Source organism: Dyella silvae (assembly GCF_026421305.1).
GTDB classification, from domain to species: domain Bacteria; phylum Pseudomonadota; class Gammaproteobacteria; order Xanthomonadales; family Rhodanobacteraceae; genus Dyella; species Dyella silvae.
Map to the genome: position 1 here is coordinate 90,853 of NZ_JAPJBQ010000009.1, position 15,097 is coordinate 105,949.

The 15,097-nt window shown below is 64.2% G+C and carries 13 protein-coding genes; 5 read left to right on the plus strand and 8 right to left on the minus strand.

Going from position 1 to position 15,097, the window contains the following annotated elements; translation table 11 throughout:
• Positions 1 to 6: 6 nt before the first annotated feature.
• Positions 7 to 765: a hypothetical protein gene (locus OQE56_RS17970; RefSeq protein ID WP_267226127.1), complete on the plus strand. Its 759-nt coding sequence runs from the start codon at positions 7 to 9 to the stop codon at positions 763 to 765.
• Between the two features lie 507 nt (positions 766 to 1,272).
• Here OQE56_RS17970 and mutM read toward each other — a convergent pair.
• From mutM to OQE56_RS18000, 6 genes are all read right to left on the minus strand, one after another.
• Positions 1,273 to 2,100, minus strand: a complete 828-nt coding sequence (gene mutM / locus OQE56_RS17975) for a bifunctional DNA-formamidopyrimidine glycosylase/DNA-(apurinic or apyrimidinic site) lyase (RefSeq protein ID WP_267226129.1) — start codon at positions 2,098 to 2,100, stop codon at positions 1,273 to 1,275.
• 90 nt (positions 2,101 to 2,190) lie between these two features.
• Positions 2,191 to 3,600 (minus strand): NADP-dependent phosphogluconate dehydrogenase, encoded by a 1,410-nt coding sequence (gene gndA / locus OQE56_RS17980; protein WP_267226130.1) that lies wholly within the window; start codon positions 3,598 to 3,600, stop codon positions 2,191 to 2,193.
• A 74-nt stretch (positions 3,601 to 3,674) separates the two neighbouring features.
• Positions 3,675 to 4,166 (minus strand): hypothetical protein, encoded by a 492-nt coding sequence (locus OQE56_RS17985; RefSeq protein ID WP_267226132.1) that lies wholly within the window; start codon positions 4,164 to 4,166, stop codon positions 3,675 to 3,677.
• The gene (locus OQE56_RS17990) at positions 4,163 to 5,521 is read right to left on the minus strand and encodes a GldG family protein (protein ID WP_267226134.1); all 1,359 of its coding nucleotides are present in this window, start codon (positions 5,519 to 5,521) and stop codon (positions 4,163 to 4,165) included. Before OQE56_RS17990 ends, OQE56_RS17985 begins: the two co-directional genes overlap by 4 nt.
• Positions 5,521 to 6,315, minus strand: coding sequence for an ABC transporter permease (locus OQE56_RS17995; protein ID WP_267226135.1), 795 nt, complete (start codon positions 6,313 to 6,315; stop codon positions 5,521 to 5,523). The genes OQE56_RS17990 and OQE56_RS17995 overlap by 1 nt, the downstream gene beginning before the upstream one ends.
• Entirely contained in the window at positions 6,312 to 7,067 is a 756-nt protein-coding gene (locus tag OQE56_RS18000) for an ABC transporter ATP-binding protein (protein ID WP_267226137.1), read from the minus strand. Before OQE56_RS18000 ends, OQE56_RS17995 begins: the two co-directional genes overlap by 4 nt.
• A 177-nt stretch (positions 7,068 to 7,244) precedes the next feature.
• Between OQE56_RS18000 and OQE56_RS18005 the strand changes: the two genes are divergently transcribed.
• Entirely contained in the window at positions 7,245 to 8,438 is a 1,194-nt protein-coding gene (locus tag OQE56_RS18005) for a DesA family fatty acid desaturase (protein WP_267226139.1), read from the plus strand.
• Between the two features lie 837 nt (positions 8,439 to 9,275).
• Here the strand turns inward: OQE56_RS18005 and rpmG are convergent.
• Both rpmG and rpmB read right to left on the minus strand, forming a co-directional pair.
• A complete protein-coding gene (gene rpmG, locus OQE56_RS18010; RefSeq protein WP_008211962.1) occupies positions 9,276 to 9,443 on the minus strand; it encodes a 50S ribosomal protein L33 in 168 nt (55 codons plus the stop codon).
• 10 nt (positions 9,444 to 9,453) lie between these two features.
• A complete protein-coding gene (gene rpmB, locus OQE56_RS18015) occupies positions 9,454 to 9,690 on the minus strand; it encodes a 50S ribosomal protein L28 (RefSeq protein ID WP_102301867.1) in 237 nt (78 codons plus the stop codon).
• Between the two features lie 318 nt (positions 9,691 to 10,008).
• Between rpmB and secB the strand changes: the two genes are divergently transcribed.
• The 3 genes from secB (at position 10,009) to OQE56_RS18030 (ending at position 14,685) form a co-directional block, all read left to right on the plus strand.
• The gene (gene secB, locus OQE56_RS18020) at positions 10,009 to 10,500 is read left to right on the plus strand and encodes a protein-export chaperone SecB (protein ID WP_267226148.1); all 492 of its coding nucleotides are present in this window, start codon (positions 10,009 to 10,011) and stop codon (positions 10,498 to 10,500) included.
• Between the two features lie 18 nt (positions 10,501 to 10,518).
• Positions 10,519 to 11,544, plus strand: a complete 1,026-nt coding sequence (locus OQE56_RS18025) for an NAD(P)H-dependent glycerol-3-phosphate dehydrogenase (RefSeq protein WP_267226150.1) — start codon at positions 10,519 to 10,521, stop codon at positions 11,542 to 11,544.
• A 114-nt stretch (positions 11,545 to 11,658) separates the two neighbouring features.
• On the plus strand, positions 11,659 to 14,685 hold the full coding sequence (locus tag OQE56_RS18030) for a DEAD/DEAH box helicase (protein ID WP_267226152.1): 3,027 nt from the start codon (positions 11,659 to 11,661) through the stop codon (positions 14,683 to 14,685).
• Positions 14,686 to 15,097: the final 412 nt, after the last annotated feature.

Genomic DNA, 15,097 nt, shown 5'->3' on the forward strand with positions numbered 1-15,097 from the left:
AAAGGTATGTCGAAGATCCAGTTTCCCGCCTGGCAACGCCCGCACTGGCAGGCAAGCAACGAGGAAGTGCTGCTGCAGTTCTACGTGTTCGGCAAGTTCCAGCCGGGACGCGCGCCCTCCATCGATTACGGCAGCGAAGGCCTGCCTGATGGTGTGGAACTGAGCAGCCACAACCATACGCAGTTGCGTCAGTGGGAAGGCTATCCGCTCAAGGGCAGCGTCGGGCGCATGTTCAAGGAAGACGCTCCGGAGGCTTACCGGCAGGCCCTGGATGCGCCGGAGGTGCTGGTTATTCGTGGCCGCATTCCCGATAGCGCGGATACGGGCTACTTGCGCGACACGCTGGGCGTGATCGCCGCGCTGCTCGACGTGGGTGGCGTGGCCGTTCTCGATCCGCAGACGCTCAATCTTTATGACGCCGATACCTGGCGCCGCCAGTTCCTGGTGCGCGACGGTGCGCCCATCCGCAACCATCTGCTGATTCTGCGTGACGCGGAGAATGAGGATGGCCATTACTGGATCCACACGCGCGGCATGCGCAAGTTTGGGCGTCCTGACATCAGCATCCGCAACGTGCCTGAGGCCGACAGCAATCGGGCTGGTGCGTTGTGCGAGCGACTGGTGGAGCTGGAGGCGCTCGGCGCGCGCTTCGAGGAAGGGCAGGCGCTGGATGCCGATGGCATGACGTTTGTGGCCACGTTGGGTGGCGGGCTGGAAGATCCGGATTTCAACAATACGTTTGTGGAGTTCCGCTGGCCGGAGTGACACGCTCTTCACTCCCTCTCCCCTCCGGGGAGAGGGTTGGGGTGAGGGGCGGGTGCTCGCCTCACGCTTTCATCTTTGCCGTCACCCCGGCGCAGGCCGGGGTCCAGAGCCTCGGTGTTTGGTTTTGGCGATACGGCGATCTGGCTCGCCTGCCGCGGGATTCCGACCTCCTGCCGGAGGCCGGGTCACTTTCTCTTGCTTGCCCAAGAGAAAGTAACCAAAGAGAAGGGCACCCCCGCTTGGCGCTGGCCGGTGAAGCCGGCCAGTCCGTGAGGGGCGGCCGGGCTTTTCGACAGGGCATCCTGCCCTGACGAAAAGGGATCGGCATTCATGCCGATCCCCCTGCGGGCCTGATCGTCCACCCCTCACCGCCGCACAGGGGGCCCGAAGGTCAAAAGCTCAGAGCGCACGGCTCGTGCAGCAGAGCTGCACATCGCATCACGGGTCTCGATGGGGTTCATAAGGAGCCTGCTCGTCTGTAGGAGCGCACCCTGTGCGCGACCCCAACTACTTCTGACACCTCGCGCACCAGAACGTCGACCGCTGCCCAAGCACCACTTGGCGAATGGGTGCGCCACAGACACGACACGGCTCACCCTCGCGCCCGTACACCTGCAATTCGCGAAAGAAGTAACCAGGCGCACCATCTGGCTTGATGAAGTCGCGCAACGTGGTGCCGCCGCGTTCAATCGCCCACGCGAGAATGCGCTTAACTTCACCCGCCAGGCGTGCATAACGCGCCCGTGATACCTCGCCTGCGGGTCGGCGAGGATCAATGCCCGCCGCAAACAATGCTTCACTGGCGTAGATGTTGCCCACGCCCACCACCACGGCGTTGTCCATCAGGAATAACTTCACGGCTGCCGTGCGTCCACGCGACATGCGCCACAACAGGTCGCCGTCAAAATCATCGGTAAGCGGTTCCGGACCCAGCGCAGCCAACAGCTCGTGCGTTTCACCGGGCGGCTGCCATAGCAGGCAGCCGAAACGTCGGGCGTCAGTGAAGCGAAGTATGCGCGGGCCTTCGGTGGCCGTGGCTTCCAGCGCGATATCCACGTGATCGTGCTTGCCCACCAGCGCATCGGGTGGCAGTACACGCAGCACGCCAGTCATGCCCAGGTGCAGCAGTGGGCTGCCCACCGGTGTATGCAGCAACAGATACTTCGCGCGGCGCTCCACTGCTTCGATGCGCTGACCGGGCAACAGCTCGCTGATCTCCGGCGGAATCGGCCAGCGCAGATCGGGGCGACGCAGCACCACGCCGGTGACGCGCCGGCCGATCAGGTGTGGGGCGATGCCACGGCGAGTGGTTTCGACTTCGGGAAGTTCAGGCACTGCAGGTCTCGGTTGAAAAGCACGGAGAAGTATCGGCGCGACTGCAACGCAACGCCAATGCCTCGATCGGCCGTTGTCGCAACGATCACTTTAGCTCCAGTCATTGTGAAAACTGCCCGGCTTGTCCACGCGCTCGAATGTGTGCGCACCAAAATAATCGCGCTGCGCCTGCAGCAGGTTCGCCGGAAGATGCTCCGCGCGATAGCCATCGTAGTAGGCAATGGCAGACGAGAAGCACGGTACCGGTACGCCAGCGTTTACTGCAGCGCTAACCACTTCGCGCAGCGCACTCTGATACTGCGTAGCGATATCGCGGAAATACGGATCAAGCAGCAGGTTCTTCAATTGCTGATCGCGCGCATAGGCATCGGTGATCTTTTGCAGGAACCGGGCGCGGATGATGCAACCAGCGCGGAAGATGCGTGCGATGGTGCCGTAGGGAAGGTCCCACTGATATTCATCGGAAGCGGCGCGCAATTGCGCGAATCCCTGGGCATACGACACGATCTTGCTGAAGTACAACGCGCGGCGCACGGCTTCAATGAAGCTCTTGCGATCACCGCTGAAGTGGGCAGGACCCGGGCCGGGGAGTACCTTGCTGGCGGCCACACGCTCGTCTTTCAGCGCGGAAAGCAGTCGCGCAAACACCGACTCGGTGATCAACGGCAGCGGTACGCCGAGATCCAGTGCGCTCTGACTGGTCCATTTGCCGGTGCCTTTCTGCGCCGCGCGGTCGAGGATGATATCGACCATGGCTTTGCGCGTTTCAGGGTCTTTCTTGGTGAAGATGTCGGCGGTGATGCTGATCAGGTAACTGTCCAGCTCACCCTTGTTCCAATCCGCGTAAACCTCGGCCAGCTCATCGTTGGTTAGGCCAAGCACCTGGTGAAGTACCGAATAACTTTCGGCGATCAACTGCATGTCGCCGTACTCGATGCCGTTGTGGACCATCTTCACGTAATGGCCCGCACCGTTAGGGCCCATATACGCCACGCAAGGCTCACCATCAGGCGCGCGCGCCGCAATTTCGGTGAGGATGGGCGCGACCAGGTCATAAGCCTCGCGCGGTCCACCTGGCATGATCGACGGGCCATGCAGCGCACCCTCTTCGCCGCCCGACACGCCGGTGCCGATGAAGTGCAGTCCCGCCGCGCTCATTTCGCTTTCGCGGCGCATGGTGTCTTTGAAGAAGGTGTTACCGCCATCGATGACGATGTCGCCCTTGTCGAGCAGCGGCTTGAGTTGCGCCAGTGTGGCGTCGGTGGGCTCGCCCGCCTTTACCATCAGCAGGATGCGGCGCGGCTTTTCCAGCGAATCGACAAACTCCTGCAGCGTGTAGGTGGGTACCAGACGCTTGCCGGGATTCTCAGCGATGACCTCGTCGGTGCGTTCGCGATGCCGGTTGTAGATAGACACGGCGTGGCCGCGACTCTCGATGTTCAGGGCCAGGTTGCTGCCCATCACTGCCATGCCTACTACGCCGATCGCCTGCTTCGTCATCTCGTCGCTCCGCACTGGGAATAGCTCAGATATGGGGAAAGGCTTGCCGGGCACAAGTGCGCGCTTGGGCGCGGCTAGCGGGCTTGCGTTACAGCGCCGGTGGCGGGGCGGGGCGTGTAACGCACCGAAATCAGCGCCACGCGATCGCCCACCCGCACATAGCGCTGCGGTCCGGTGACGGACGTTTCGCCAAATGCGAGGGCCTGACCATTCAGCGTCAGCAGAGCCACCGGAGGCTCCAAGCCGATCTTCGCGGGGTCGAAATCGCTGGCGGGGCGCCAGCTCAGGACGTCGGCCGCGGCCGTATCGGCCAGTTCGCCCAGGCGGCCATCATCGGCGCGCGACGGCGTGCCGTCGGTGCGCCACCAGTGGTCGTCGCGTTTGGCGTAGTGCTCGATGGCGCCGGTGCCGATGCCCAGTTCGATATGGGTGATCGAGCCGGGCGCCAGCGACAGCAGCGTACCGGGTTCCGCCTCGGCATCACGGCGCCACTGCCAGGCAGCGGCCGCGATCAGCGCCACCGCGCCTGCGGTCAGCCAAACGAGCTGGCGGGCCGGGCGCTTCATGCGCGGCGTCGCCGCCATGCCATCCAGCCGCACGCCACGAGCAACAACAGGGGCAGCGCCACCAAAAAGCCGAGCGATGCCGTACTCAGCTGCGCTTGCGAGATGCGCAGCACGCGATCGGGCGCACCTTGCGAAACGGGCATATTGACCAGCACATCATCGCCAAGCAGCCAGTCGACGATGCGGCGGCCGAGCTCGCGATTGCCACCCTCACCGAGATAGGCGTTGGAGAGAAAATCGCCATCACCGATCACCACCACGCGCTGCTCTGCCTTGTCGGGGCTGGGCGACAACCGGGACAGTGCGAAACCGAAATCCAGCGGACCCTTCAGTTCACCCGCGCTGGCGTCATAACGGATGGTGGACGCATGCGCGTTGTCGATGGGCTTGAACTCGGTCCAGCTCTGTACGCCCGAACGCAAGAACGGTGACGCATGCCAAGCTGTCTGGGTGGCCAGAGCCAGCGCAGACACCTGCGGAAACTGCGTGGCGAGTTTGAAGCCGTGGGTGATCGCATGCGGCGGGTAGTCGCCCAGTGCGAGCAGCCGCGGATCGTTGAGGCCGACGGCGCTGCCCTGTCCATCGACCAGCACGCCCGGCAACACATGCAGGCCCAGCGTATCGGCGAGCGCACCAAGATGCAGATCATCATTGGCCGGTTCCGTCAGCCACAGCAGGTTGCCGCCGTTGGCCACGTAGTCGGTCAACGCTTTCACCGCGCCGTAGGGCAGGGCTTGCTGCGGACTCGCCAACACCACCAGATCCGTGTGCAGCGGCACGGCGGCGACCTGCGTAAAGTTCAGAGGCACGGCGCGAATGCCGCTCTCCTGCATCTGTTCCACGAACGTGCCGAGATCCGCATTGCCGCTGTCGGCCGGGCTGCGCTCACCGTCGCCGGACACAAAAGCGACGATGCGATCGTTGCCGCGCATGAGACGCTTGAGTGCATTGGTAAGACTGCGCTCGGTCAGCGTATCCAGGCGCTGCTCATGTCCCCGGTAATGCAGGATCAGCATGCCGTTGGTGGTGATGCCCAGTTCGCGCATCGCCGCCGGATCCTGCTGCGGATCCACGAAACGCAGGCTGATATCCGGCTTCACGCGCTGATAGCGCTGCATGAAGCTGGCGATGTTGCTGCGTATGTCGTCCTGCGGATTGGCGTAGCTGACGATGTCCACCGGGCCATTGAGCGTCTTCAGCACGGCCCGGCTCTCGGTCGAAAGCGTGGCGCGGCCGCCGTAAGTCCAGTCGGCTACAAGATCAAAACGTGCCGTGAGATAGCCGATGGCGCCGGCACACGCCAGCAGCAGCAGCGCAAACAGCCAGCCGTTGAGTCGTCGGAACAAGCGCGTCATCAGCCACGCTCCCGTTCGGCGCCGAGGCGCTGTGTGGCCAATGCCAGCGAAGCCACGATGACCAGCAGAAACCACACGACGTCAGCGCTGGAGACCAGTCCGCGCACGAAGGTATCCAGGTGCGTGTTCATCGACAGCCAGTTGATAAAGCCATTGTTGACGCCAGCCATGAGGGCGCCCACGTTGAGGCTGACCAGGGCCAGGCCCAGCATCAGACTGGCTGCAGCGGCAATCGCCGGGTGGGATGCGTAAGCCGAACAAGCCACGCCGATCGCGGCCAGCGCCGCCAGCATCAGCAGTAAGCCCAGCGACGCGCTGGCGAGCTTGCCCCAGTCGAGGGAGATGCCATGCGCCAGACTCAGCGGCATGGCCAGTGTCAGCGCCAGCCATAGCACCAGCCAGACCAGCAGCGCGAAAAACTTGCCGAGCACAATGCGCGACGCCGGCTGCCCCATGCCGAACCACAACGGCAGCGTGCCGTTGCTGCGTTCACCGGCCAGCGTGGACATGGTCAACAGGGGCACCACGATCAGCGCCAGTTCCGCCAGGCCGAACGGCAGCATGGGCAGAATGCCGCTGGTGAGGATGCTGCTGAGCATCGGTACGCCCACCACATCGGTGTAACCCGGGCCGGCGGGTTTGGCGGCCCAGGCAATCTGATGGCTCAGAAAGGTTTGCAGCAGCAACATGAAGCGCCCGGCCAGCTGTGCCAGGGTCAACGCGGCAAGCACCCATGCGAGCGGGCGGACCAACAATCGGCGCAGCTCCAGCCGCGTCACGGCAAGCACGCTCATGCAGCCTGCATCCTGTGATTGCTCCCGTTGCCGCGCATGGCAATGTCGAAGAAGGTTTGTTCCAGCATCTTGTGATCGTCGTCGGTGATAGGCGCGTCGTACCGCAACTGCCCCTCGTGCAGGATCGCCACGCGATCGCACGCCGCCGTGACTTCGGCCAGCAAGTGCGTGGAAAGGATGACCGTGGTCCCAGCGGCGGCTTCCTCGCGAATCACGGCGCGCAAAGACGCCACCTGCACCGGATCGAGTGCGTTGGCCGGCTCATCCAGCACCAGCAGCGAAGGCCGGTGCAGCAGCGCGCAGGCCAGGCCCAGGCGCTGCCGTTGGCCTTGCGACAGCACGGCGGCCAGCCGGCGCAGCAGCGGACCAAGTTCCAGGCGCTCGATGATGGCTTCACGCGCCTGCGCCAGCGCCGTGCCGCGCAAGCCGCGCAGACGGCCATGGGCGTCCAGATGCTCGCTTACCGTCAGTTCTTGCCACAGCGGGGCACGTTCCGGCAGCCAGCCGATAGCGCGCTGGGCCAGCTCCGGGTGCTCGATGAAGTCCTTGCCGTTCAGCGTGATAGCGCCGCTATCGGGGATCAGGGCGCCTGCGATCATGGCCAGCGTAGTGGACTTGCCAGCGCCGTTGACCCCCAGCAAACCCAGTACCTGTCCCGCGTCCAGCTGTAGGCTGAGATCGGCCACGGCAGGGCGGCCGGCCCGATGTCGGGTGATGTGATCCAGTTGCAATACGGGCGTAGGCGCAGTCATTGCATGATTGTCACGGTGCCCCCACGTTCACACAACTGGGTGAGGGCGCTTGTGCGGGGCACAGCACATTAACTTTGTCACGCTGAAGAGGTGCGACAATCTTTGTTGCGGTCCATGCTGGCGGGTACGGAAACCCCTCGTTTAGACTGAATTTTCATATACCTGGGTGTTTCCCCGATGCTTGATGCAGTCCTCAACTTCTTGTCCAACGGCCTCACGCACGCCAGTTGGCTGAGCATGGTCATTTATATGCTGGTGATGACCCAGCTCACCATCTTCACGGTGACGCTGTACCTGCACCGCTGCCAGACCCACCGTGGCGTGGATCTGCATTGGTCCATCTCGCATTTCTTCCGCTTCTGGGGCTGGCTCACCACCGGCATGGTCACCAAGGAGTGGGTCGCGGTGCATCGTAAGCACCACGCCAAGGTCGAGACCGAGGAAGATCCGCACAGCCCGCAGATCTACGGCATCAAGAAGGTGTTCTGGGATGGCGTGTCGCTGTACCGCGACGCCAGCGAAGTGAAGGAAGACCTCGAGAAGTACGGCCGCGGTACGCCGGACGACTTCATCGAGCGCAAGCTTTACTCCGCGCATCCGTACTGGGGCCCGGCGTTGATGCTCATCATCAACCTCGCTCTGTTCGGTGTGATCGGTGCAGCCCTGTGGGCCTTGCAGATGATCTGGATCCCGTTCTGGGCGGCTGGCTTCGTCAACGGCATCGGCCACTGGTGGGGCTACCGCAACTTTGAAAGCGCCGACACCGCGACCAACCTGATCCCGTGGGGTTTCTGGATCGGCGGCGAAGAGCTGCACAACAACCACCACGCTTTCCCGAGCTCGGCCAAGTTCGCCCTGCGCAAGTGGGAGTTCGATATCGGCTGGGCTGCCATCTGCGTCCTGCGCGCAGTCGGCCTGGCCAAGGTGCTGCGCGTGGCGCCGACGCTGGACGTTCGCCCGAACGTGCACCTGCCCGATGCCGAAACGCTGAAGGGTGTGCTCACCCATCGTTTTGCCGCGATGACTGACTACTACCGCAACGTGATCATGCCGACCCTGCGCGACGAAGCGCAGCACGCCGGCGAGAACATCAAGTCGGTACCGCGCCGCATGCGCCGCGCATTGGCTGATGGTGGCCGTTGGCTGGACAACGAAGGCCGTGACCGCATGCAGGCTGTACTGGCCAAGCGTCCGACCCTCAACACCGTGTGCGATTTCCGCAATCGCCTTGCTGCCCTGATGGAGCAGCGCGGTGCCGATCAGGCGCTGAAGGGTTTGCAGCAGTGGATCGCTGAAGCCGAGCAGAGTGGCATTCGTGCGCTGCAGGAGTTTGCTGGTCGCCTGAAGAGTTACTCGGTCGCCAGCGCCTGATTGGCGCAATGAGCTGAAACGAAAAGCCCGCCGCAAGGCGGGCTTTTTTGTTGTGGGTGGCTGGTCGGGGCTGGCATGCGTGCGAGGCGCTGCGCTCTTACTCCCTCTCCCCTCCGGGGAGATGGTTGGGGTGAGGGGCGGGTGCTCGCCTCACCGCTTCATCTTTGCCGTCACCCCGGCGCAGGCCGGGGTCCAGTGACTTTGCACTTGGTTGTCGCGATACGGCGATCTGGCTCGCCTGCCGCGGGCTTCCGACCTCCTGCCGGAGGCCGGGTCACTTTCTCTTGCTTGCCCAAGAGAAAGTAACCAAAGAGAAGGGCACCCCCGCTTGGCGCTGGCCGGTGAAGCCGGCCAGTCCGTGAGGGGCGGCCGGGCTTTTCGACGGGGCTCCTGCCCCGACGAAAAGTGCCTGGCGTCCTGCCAGGCACCCCTGCGGGGCCTGATCGGCCACCCCTCACCGCCGCACAGGGGGCCCGAAGGTCAAAAGCTCAGAGCGCAAGGCTCGTGCAGCACAGCTGCACATCGAATCACGGGTCTCGATGGGGTTCATGAGGAGCTTGCTCGTGTGTAGGAGCGCACCCTGTGCGCGATCACCTGACGGAGCGGGAATTGTGTCGTGCTTCGATCGCGCACAGGGTGCGCTCCCACCAGGGGCGGCGCGACGTCTCGTGCTTGGTCTTGAGTCCTCTCCGCGATGGCGCGTAGCGAAGCGCCTGGAAGTACCTGCTGTGTCCCACAGGGACTAGCTTCGCGTCATGGGCGGCACGTTGGCGGGCAGGCAACAAAAAACCCGCCTTGCGGCGGGTTTTTCGTGGAAGTTAAGCAAACCCTGAGGGCTTACTTGATCTTGCCTTCCTTGTAGATCACATGCTTGCGAACCACCGGATCGTACTTCTTGAACTCGAACTTTTCCGGGGTGTTCTTCTTGTTCTTCTGCGTGGTGTAGAAGTGGCCGGTGCCGGCCGAAGAGATCAGGCGGATCTTGTCTTGCTTGCTGTTAGCCATGGCTCAATCCTCAGATCTTTTCGCCGCGGGCGCGCAGATCGGCAAGCACGGCTTCGATGCCGTTCTTGTCGATGGTGCGCAGGGCGTGGTTGGAAACGCGCAGCTTCACCCAGCGGTTTTCGCTCGGGACCCAGAAGCGGCGCTCGTGCAGGTTCGGCAACCAGCGGCGGCGGGTTTTGTTGTTGGCATGCGAGACGTTGTTACCGGTCTGCACACCCTTTCCGGTGACTTGGCAAATACGGGCCATGATGACCTCCTCTAGAGCGCCTTTCAGCGCGTTTGCCACCCGTTAGCCAGGGCGGCATCGGCCCAGCGGCGGCAGGCGCCACGCGATGCTGGTGAGTACAGCTTTCGGGTCTGCCGTGAGGTCCGTATCGCGTAGCGGACGTGCCCGAAAGATCGGGTCGGCATGGTCGAGCCGGCTATTCTCCCAGAAAAACAGGGCTGTGCGCAATATTTGATCAGCCGGGGCCGTTGCCGCATGGCGGCCCGCTGGGATGTATGGAACAATCGAAGCCTTTGCGTTTTCACGCACCGAACACTTTATTGACCGAGGTATACCCCCATGGCAGACGTCTCCGCCAACGGCCAGGCTGGCCAACCGCAGCTGGTGCTGCAGAAGATCTACGTGAAGGATGTCTCTTACGAGGCGCCGAACGCCCCGCAGATCTTCCAGGAAGTCGGTGAGACCGAGATGCAGCCGCAGGTGCAGCTGAATCTGGGCCAGAAGTCCACGGACATGGGCAACGACCTGTATGAAGTGGTGCTCAGCCTCACCCTGACCTGCACCCTGGGCGAGCGCACTGCTTACCTGGCCGAAGTGCACCAGGCCGGCGTGTTCGGCATTGCAGGCTTCAGCGAAGATGACCTCGCCGGCATCCTCAACAGCTACTGCCCGAATCTGCTGTTCCCGTACGCACGCCAGCTGCTGTCCTCGCTGGTGCTCGAGGGTGGCTTCCCGCCGTTCCTGCTGCAGCCGATCAATTTCGACGCGCTGTACGCCGAACAGCAGCGCCGCATTCTCAGCGGCAGCGCCGTCCCGACGCTCAATAGCTGATTCATAAGGGCCTGGCTCATGGTTGAGCGTCCGACCCTGGCCGTCCTCGGTGCCGGCTCGTGGGGCACCGCGCTGGCGGCGCTGGCTGCCCGCAATCACGTGCCGACCCGGCTGTGGGGGCGCGATGCCTCCGCGCTGAAGGCGATGGCGGAAACCCATCGCAATCAGCGCTACCTGCCGGATGTCGAGCTGCCGTCCGAGCTGGTGTACGAACCTGACCTCGCTGCCGCCCTGCGCGGCGCGACGGTCGTGCTCATCGTCGTGCCCAGCCACGCGTTCGCCTCCATCCTGGAGGAGATCTCGCCGTATCTGGCGTCTGACGCCCGTATTGCCTGGGCCACCAAGGGTTTCGAGCCGGGCACCGGCCGTTTCCTTCACGAGCTGGTGGACGAGCGCTTCCCGGGTCGGGCTGCCGCGGTCGTCACCGGCCCGTCGTTCGCGAAGGAAGTGGCCGCTGGCCTGCCCAGCGCCGTCACCGTTCATTCGGATGACGACGTGTTCGCGCACGACCTCGCCTTGCTGCTGCACGCGCCGAACTTCCGTGCGTACTCCGGCAGCGACGTGTTGGGCGCGGAGTTGGGCGGTGCCATGAAGAACGTGCTGGCGGTCGCCACTGGCGTCGCCGATGGCATGAATCTGGGCCTGAACGCCCGTGCCGGCCTGATCACCCGTGGCATGAACGAAATGCTGCGACTTGGTGTGGCGCTGGGTGCCCGTCCGGAAACCCTGATGGGCCTCGCCGGTCTGGGAGATCTGGTGCTCACCTGTACCGGCGACCTGTCGCGCAACCGCCGCCTGGGTCTTGCCCTCGGTCGCGGCCAGGCGATCGACGACGCAGTGCGCGAGATCGGCCAGGTGGTGGAAAGCGTGCTCACCGCCGACGAAGTGGCGCGTCTGGCTACCAAACACGGTCTGGATCTGCCCATCAGCAGCGGCGTACGCGCTGTGCTGCACGGCGAAGTGACGCCGGCCGAAGGGCTTAAGCGGCTGATGAGCCGCGAGCAAAAACCGGAATACCCAAAGGGCTTATTCGGCCAAGCCTGAACCTCGACGTCACATACCTCATCGTTCGGTGGAAAAACCGGACGATGAGACGCGCACTCGTGCAAGACCCTTGCTAAGCTGGATCTTTTGGTCGCCCCTGCGGACCGAATGCGCATGCAGTCACCGGACGATAAACGGCACGACCGTCTGACCTCGCAACGCGACGAGAGCGGCGGCGAGCCTTTGCCTGGCATCTGGCGCAAGCTGCTGGCGCCGCCGGTAGCGGGTGCGCCGCATGAGCCCGCCGTGCTCGGCTTCTTCATCGAAGTGATGCCCGAGGAAGGCGTGCCCTATGCGCACGTGGACGTCGCTCCCGTGCTGCTGACCGTGGCCGAGCAGGGCCGCTACGTGCGCCCCTCGCCGCTGGACAGCAAACATCTCTCCCAGCAACCGCTGCAGCCGCTGGAGCAGCGGCTGGCCGCCACCGTGCTCGGTTTGCCACAAAGCCTGCGCAAGAGCCGCAGCTACGCGCGCCTGACCGGCCATGTCGGCGACGCGCTGCTGGCGGAGATCCTGGACACCTGCCCGACCTTTTTGGGCGGTCTCGCCGGCCTGCGCCTGTCGCGCGCCAAGTCGCACCAGCTCAACTGGCAGTGGCATCTCGAGCAGGACGGCAGTCAGCGCCTGCTGCCTTGTCTGCCGGCCAATCACCGCCTGCTGCGCATCGACGCCTTGTGGTATCTCGACGTTGAACGCGCTGAGCTGGGCCATCTGGAAGCCCCGCTGGAAGAATCCCAGTGGCTGGACCTGCCGCCGCTCAAGCACGAATACGCCCAGACCCTGCGGCACGCGCTGCCACACAGCCGCTTGTCACATCGCTTGCCGCTGCCACAGGTGCTGGGTGAGCTGCGCCGAGCGGAGCTGGCGCCCAAGCCGGTGCTCACGCTGCACGCCTTGACCCGTCACGCCCGTCTCGCCGCCGGCACGCCGCCGTTGGCGTACGCGCGTCTGGCTTTCGATTACGCCGGCGAACGCCTGCCGGGCCGCGGTGGTGAGCCGCTGGTGCGGCGCGTGCGCAACGGCCAACTGGTGGAAATCGCCCGCCGCCGCGCGGAAGAACTTTCCGCCATGGAACAGCTCGAACGCGCCGGCCTCACGCCCGGCGTGGATACCGAAGGCCTGCCCTGGGATCTGGCCGACACGCTGCCCGACGACGCCTGGCTGTTCCCCGGCAAGGGCTACGCGGGCGCACTGGAAGTCAACACACCCGCCCGCTGGCTGGCGCTGCGACCCAAGCTCGAAGTCGAAGGCTTCGTGCTCGACTACGCGCCCAGCTTCCCGTTCGAAGTGCTGGAAGGTCCCGTGCGCTGGTACGGCAACGCGGTGGAAGACACCGACGACCATGCCTTTGATCTGGAAATCGGCATCGAAGTTGAAGGCAAGCGCCACAACCTGCTGCCCGCAGTGGCGCAGGCGCTGGCCGATCATCAGCTGAATCTGAGCCCGGTACCGAACGAACCGGAAGACGCCGTGTGGTACGCGCCGGTCGACGAACGCCGCCGCGTGCCCGTGCGCCTGAAAGAACTGCGCGGCCTGCTGGCGCCGTTGGCTGAATACCTCGAGCGCCCGCGCAAGACACTTCATCTGCCGCGCGTGCAGGCCGGCCGTCTGGAAGAACTGGTCGAAGCGCTGCCCACCGGCGGCGAACTCGAAGCCCCCGAAGCGCTGCGCGGCTTCACCGCACGTCTGCGCGACGCCGCCGAGCGCGCCAGCGACGCGGTGCCGGACGGGCTCACCGTCGAGTTGCGCCCGTATCAGCGCGAAGGTCTGCGCTGGCTCAACGCACTCGCCGAGGCAGGCGTAGGCGGCGTGCTCGCTGACGACATGGGTCTTGGCAAGACGCTGCAGCTCATCACGCATCTGTTGGCGCTGAAAGAGCGCGGTGCACTCACCCAGCCCGCGCTGGTGGTGGTGCCTACCAGCCTCATTCCGAACTGGCAGGCGGAAGTCGCCCGTTTTGCGCCCGCTCTGCGCGTGCTCGCCCTGCATGGCCCGCAGCGTGGCGGTGATTTCTCGCAGCTGGGTTCGCAAGACATCGTACTGACCAGCTACGCCCTGCTGCCGCGCGACGTGGTGACGCTGCGCAAACAGCCGTTCTCGCTGATCGTGCTCGACGAAGCGCAGCAGGTGAAGAACCCGCGCACGCAGGCGCGCCGCGCCGTGTTGAGCTTGCGCGCTCCGCGTTGCATCTGTCTCACCGGCACGCCGCTGGAAAATCATCTGGGCGAACTGTGGTCGCAGGTCGATCTGGGCGTGCCGGGTCTGCTCGGCGATGAAGGCGCGTTCCGCCGGCACTATCGCGTGCCGATCGAGCGCCATCGCGACAACGAATGCCAGGACCGGCTCAATCGCCGCCTCGCGCCTTTCATCCTGCGCCGAACCAAATCGCAGGTAGCGTCGGAGTTGCCGCCGAAGACGGAAATCACCCGTCGCGTGGTGCTCGAAGGCCGGCAGCGCGAGTTGTACGAAAGCCTGCGCCTGTCATTGGCGGAAGAGTTGCGCGAGGTGATCGCCCAACGCGGCATCTCGCACAGCGGCATCGTCGTGCTCGATGCGCTGCTCAAGTTGCGTCAGGTCTGCTGCGATCCGCGCCTCGTAAAACTGGAAGCCGCACGTGGCGTGCGCGACTCCGCCAAGTTCGAATTGCTGATGGACATGCTGCCTGCCTTGCTCGCCGAAGGCCGCAAAGTGCTGTTGTTCTCGCAGTTCACTGAAATGCTCAAGCTGATTTCGCACGAGCTCGATCGCCATCGCATTCCGTACGTCACGCTCACGGGCGAAACGCGCGACCGCGCCGAGCCGGTGCGCCAGTTCCAGGAAGGCGAAGTGCCGTTGTTCCTGCTGTCGCTGAAAGCCGGTGGCGTCGGCCTCAACCTCACGGCGGCGGATACGGTGATTCACTACGATCCGTGGTGGAATCCGGCGGCGGAAGCACAGGCGTCCGATCGTGCGCATCGCATCGGTCAGGACAAGCCGGTGTTCGTGTTCCGCCTGATCACGGGCGGCACCGTCGAAGAGCGCATCGAAGAAATGAAGGCACGCAAGGCTGAGCTTGCCGAAGCCGTGCTCGAAGGTGGTGGTACGCGCGAGAAGCTCAGCTTCGATCAGGCGGATTTGGACGCGTTGCTGGCGCCGGGTTAATGCTTTTCCTGACTCCCTCTCCCCTTCGGGGAGAGGGTTGGGGTGAGGGGCGGGTGCTCGCGATCGAGCTGGTCGTCCCTCACCGTCATCCCGGCGCAGGCCGGAAGCGCTTCACAACAGCCGAAGGCTGGTCATCCAGTTTCGGGAGTGGCCAGTCATCGCCTCGGACCTTCCCGCCGGCGTGCCGCCTACGCGGCGGGCGTTTCGATCGTCTGCCGACGCTCGAGTCACTTTTCTTTTGCTGGCCCAAAAGAAAGGTAACCCAAAGAAAATGGCCTGAAAGGCTCGTAGCGTCGTGTTTAATACAAGCCTTGGGGCTTAAGTTAATCGGCACCTATCGATCCATCCGACACGCGGTACGGCTAAATCGCAACGCGCCATTGCGAAGAGGACTTAAAGCGGTGTTGCCGAA

Bases quoted from the DNA above. Each gene is read 5' to 3' on its own strand.
- OQE56_RS17970 (WP_267226127.1), top strand. From the start codon at position 7: ATGTCGAAGATCCAGTTTCCCGCCTGGCAACGCCCGCACTGGCAGGCA.
- gndA (WP_267226130.1), bottom strand. From the start codon at position 3,600: ATGACGAAGCAGGCGATCGGCGTAGTAGGCATGGCAGTGATGGGCAGC.
- OQE56_RS17985 (WP_267226132.1), bottom strand. From the start codon at position 4,166: ATGAAGCGCCCGGCCCGCCAGCTCGTTTGGCTGACCGCAGGCGCGGTG.
- OQE56_RS17990 (WP_267226134.1), bottom strand. From the start codon at position 5,521: ATGACGCGCTTGTTCCGACGACTCAACGGCTGGCTGTTTGCGCTGCTG.
- OQE56_RS17995 (WP_267226135.1), bottom strand. From the start codon at position 6,315: ATGAGCGTGCTTGCCGTGACGCGGCTGGAGCTGCGCCGATTGTTGGTC.
- OQE56_RS18000 (WP_267226137.1), bottom strand. From the start codon at position 7,067: ATGACTGCGCCTACGCCCGTATTGCAACTGGATCACATCACCCGACAT.
- OQE56_RS18005 (WP_267226139.1), top strand. From the start codon at position 7,245: ATGCTTGATGCAGTCCTCAACTTCTTGTCCAACGGCCTCACGCACGCC.
- rpmG (WP_008211962.1), bottom strand. From the start codon at position 9,443: ATGGCTAACAGCAAGCAAGACAAGATCCGCCTGATCTCTTCGGCCGGC.
- rpmB (WP_102301867.1), bottom strand. From the start codon at position 9,690: ATGGCCCGTATTTGCCAAGTCACCGGAAAGGGTGTGCAGACCGGTAAC.
- secB (WP_267226148.1), top strand. From the start codon at position 10,009: ATGGCAGACGTCTCCGCCAACGGCCAGGCTGGCCAACCGCAGCTGGTG.
- OQE56_RS18025 (WP_267226150.1), top strand. From the start codon at position 10,519: ATGGTTGAGCGTCCGACCCTGGCCGTCCTCGGTGCCGGCTCGTGGGGC.
- OQE56_RS18030 (WP_267226152.1), top strand. From the start codon at position 11,659: ATGCAGTCACCGGACGATAAACGGCACGACCGTCTGACCTCGCAACGC.